Consider the following 3,498-nt stretch of genomic DNA (forward strand, 5'->3'; position numbering starts at 1 on the left):
CTTCTGGGGGGCAGGGCTGAAGCCCTGCGCTACACTACACGCCCGATGACCGACGTGATGTACTTACAGAACCATGAAACACGTGATGAAACTGTCGAGCTTGGTGGTGTTCGCAATTCTGGTCTCGGTGGCCGGTGTGTACGCGCAGGAGTGGCGCGGGATGGGACGCGTGGGCGGCTTCGTCCTCGACGAAGAGACGGGGCAGCCGCTGGAGGGGGTCGTCGTGAAAGCGACGCTGCCGACCGCCGGTGACCGCGGTCCCGGCGAGACCAAATCGAAGAAGAACGGCGAGTGGGCCGTCGGCGGCGTCGCGCGCGGCGAGTGGGCCGTCGACTTCAGCAAGGACGGCTACGAGACCCGCCGCATCAGCATCGGGATCACCGAGATGGGGCGGATCCCGCCGATGGAGATCAAGCTGAAGAAGAAGGCGGCGCCGGTCGCCGACCCGAACGATGAGATCAAGGAGCAGCTCACGCAGGCGGCGGCGATGATGAACGCGAAGCAGTACGCCGACGCGCGGAAGATCTACGAGGACCTGTCGGCGAAGCACCCGGAGGTCAAGCAGTTCCGTCCGCTGATCGCGCGCACCTATTACGCCGAGGGGAACAAGAAGGCCGCGATTGAGCACCTGCGGAAGGCGGCGGCGGAGGATCCCGACAACCTCGAGGTGAAGCTGCTGCTCGGCAACACGCTGATGGAGGAAGGGCAGGCCGATGAGGCGCGCCAGATCCTCGCGTCGCTCGACGAGTCGAAGGTGACGGACCCGGCGATGTTCCTCAACGCCGGGATCGCACTGGTGAACGAACGGAAACACGCGGACGCCATCGTCTGGTTCGACAAGGCCGTCGCGCGCTTCCCGCAGCACGCCGACGGCTACTACTACCGCGGCATCGCCAACCTGTCGCTGGCGAAGACCGCCGAGGCGAAGGCCGACCTCGAAAAGTACGTCTCGATGGCGCCAGCCGATGCCCCCGAGCTGAAGACCGCGAAACAGATCCTCGCCACGATCAAGTAGGCGAGGATGGTAAATGGTAAATGGAAAATGGTAGAGCGCTCGTAGCCGAGCTCTTTACCATTTCCCATCTCCCATTCACCATTGCGCGCGCGCAAGCGCGCGCTATCTCGACCACTCCAGCCGTTGCAGGCCGTCGCTCGCGGCATTGACGTAGGGGCCGCCGATCCGGATGCACGCCTGGTAGTGCTTGATGCCCTTGAGTCGGTCGCTTTCGTCGACGACCCAGCGTCGCTGGCTGGTGACGTAGCGGCGGCTGCGGGTGAAGCGCAGCTCGTAGGCGCGGCCGAGATTGAGATGCGCGAGCGAATCCTCCGGAGCGGCGGCCGTGGCCCTGCTGAAGGCGGCGATCGCTTCGTCGAGTGCCCCGCGGCGGAAGTGGATGACGCCGATGGCGTTGTGCACTTCGGGGTCGTTCGGCCAGCGCTGCTCGGCGTCGCGCAGCACTCCCAGCGCGCTGGTGAGGTCGGAGAGCGACGCGTGCTTTGCGGCCAGGTCGATGTAGACGGGTTCGAATGCCGGCGCGGCCTGGCGCACACGTTCCCAGGATGCGATCGCCTCCCGCGGACGCCCGAGCCCTCCTTGGGCCAGCCCCAGCGTATAGAGGATCCAGGGCCGTACTCCGGGCTGCGCCGCGGCCTTCGTGAGCGGACCGACGGCCGCTTCGATGTCGCCGCGCTGGTAGGCAGCCCACCCTTCCGCGGCGAGCTTTGATGCGGTGGCGGTTTCGCCGCCGGACAACTCGCGGACGCGCTCGTGCGCGTCCGGGCGCATCCGCAGGGCGGCGCCGGCCGGCTCCGTGTCGTCAACAGTCGTCCGTGTGCCGGTGACGGGTGTGGCCGGCTTGATGGTGTCCGGCAGTCCGAGCACGGGCGTGGGCCACTCCGGCGGGGCGGGCGGTCCGAGGGGCGGTGTCGGAACGGAATCCGCGGTATTCGCGTCAGGCGTCTTGACCTGCTGCGGCAGCGTCATCCGCGACGGTTCGAGCGCGAGATACCCTTTGCGCGCGCGCACGCGCAGGCCGTCGCGTTTGACCCGTACCTGCACCGCCCGGAACTTGCCGTCCCAGGTGGTGTTGGACGGTTGAAACCCGATTACGTAGTAGCGGTTCGCGTCGGCGGCGATCGTTTCGAGCGCCCGGCCGATGTTGTTCTCGTTGCGGATCATCAGGCCGCCGGTGTCGATCGCCAGGCTGTTCGGCGCGTCCGCGACGGAGTCGAACTTCGTCGCCGGACCCGCCGAATCCTCGACCTGGAATTGATCGGCCATTCCGGCGTTGCCCCGGTTGAGACCGCGCACGTCGATCGCGTAGACGCGTGCGCCGGCGCGGCCGACCTGCCCGACGATAGAGCGAAGAGTGGTTCCGATTTCCTGGGCCGCGAAACCGTCGCTCAGAAAGACGACCGTCTTCGGACCCGGCATTCTGGCGAGGCCGCCGGCCAATCCATTCAGGGCCGACAGCGACTGGAGCGAGGCGCGCTGGATGCCGCCGGCCATCCGCTGCCCCTTCTTGCGGACCATCTGTTCCGCCACCAGGCACTGCTCCGGCTCGTCGCTGCAGGCACGCTGGGCCGCGCGCTGCAGCGGTTCACGCTCGCCGCGCGCGACCAGCAGGGCTTCTTCCTCGTTGAGCAGGCGGGGCCATTCACGCGTCAACTCGATCATCCGGTTGCGTGCGTCGCCGAGCGGTTTGACCTGCGCGACGGCGTTCAACAGCTCCTCGCGCACGCTGGTCAGGCGGTTGTTGATCATCTTGTCGCCGGCCAGGATGCCGCCGACATCGCCATCCCGGAACCGGTCGCGGATGAAGTCTTCAACCGCCTTGTGCGAGCGGTCGTAGCCGGCGCCGGCCGTCAGGTGATTGAGATCGAAGAAGAAGATCCAGGTCTGGCGCGGGCGCGGGCCCTCGGATGGAGGCCGGACGAGGTCGGCGCCCGGTTTCACCGCGCTGCCCACGCCGCCGGGATCGTCCACGAAGAAGAACGTCTGCAACTGCTGCGGCGCGTCGTCCTCGATCACCTCGAAGTCATCGCGAGTCAGGCCGGTGACGAACCGGCCGTCCCGGTCGAACACCCGCACGTCGATCTCAACGACCTGAGTCCCGGACCGGAAGGTCGGCGGCCGCTGCGGTTCCTGCTGCGCCGCCACCGCCGTCACCAGGAGCATCAGGACCAGCAGTGACGGAACGTCTTTAAGCATGTCGCCCACGTCGCCCGACCTGAAGGTCGGGCCTACGGGATGACGGCATAGCCCGCACCTCGTGTCTCGAACCCAACTCCGCACCCCTCACCGCACCGCACCGCACCGCACCGCACCGCATTCCGCGTCCCGTCCTGCACCCGCACCCCGCACCCCGCAGCACCAGCACCCTGCAGCACCTGCAGCACCCAGTCCGCAGCACCAGCACCATGCAGCACATGCAGCACCCAGTCCGCAGCACCTGAAGCACCTGTAGTACCCTGCAGCACCCAGGACCCGCAGTACGC

Annotated in this window: 2 protein-coding genes; one reads left to right on the forward strand and one right to left on the reverse strand. The window is 67.4% G+C overall.

The window, feature by feature from the left end; translation table 11 throughout:
• Window positions 1-73: 73 nt before the first annotated feature.
• A complete protein-coding gene (locus ACR2FV_RS02215) occupies window positions 74-1,015 on the forward strand; it encodes a tetratricopeptide repeat protein (protein WP_434014090.1) in 942 nt (313 codons plus the stop codon).
• A 102-nt stretch (window positions 1,016-1,117) separates the two neighbouring features.
• Here ACR2FV_RS02215 and ACR2FV_RS02220 read toward each other — a convergent pair whose 3' ends face one another.
• Window positions 1,118-3,211, reverse strand: coding sequence for a VWA domain-containing protein (locus tag ACR2FV_RS02220; protein ID WP_434014091.1), 2,094 nt, complete (start codon window positions 3,209-3,211; stop codon window positions 1,118-1,120).
• Window positions 3,212-3,498 lie beyond the last annotated feature (287 nt).

This window comes from Ornithinimicrobium sp., assembly GCF_051004135.1.
In the GTDB taxonomy this organism is placed as follows: domain Bacteria; phylum Actinomycetota; class Actinomycetes; order Actinomycetales; family Dermatophilaceae; genus Ornithinicoccus.

What these genes read in the sequence shown, in the direction of transcription:
- ACR2FV_RS02215 (WP_434014090.1), top strand. Translation starts at nt 74, where the DNA reads ATGAAACACGTGATGAAACTGTCGAGCTTGGTGGTGTTCGCAATTCTG.
- ACR2FV_RS02220 (WP_434014091.1), bottom strand. Translation starts at nt 3,211, where the DNA reads ATGCTTAAAGACGTTCCGTCACTGCTGGTCCTGATGCTCCTGGTGACG.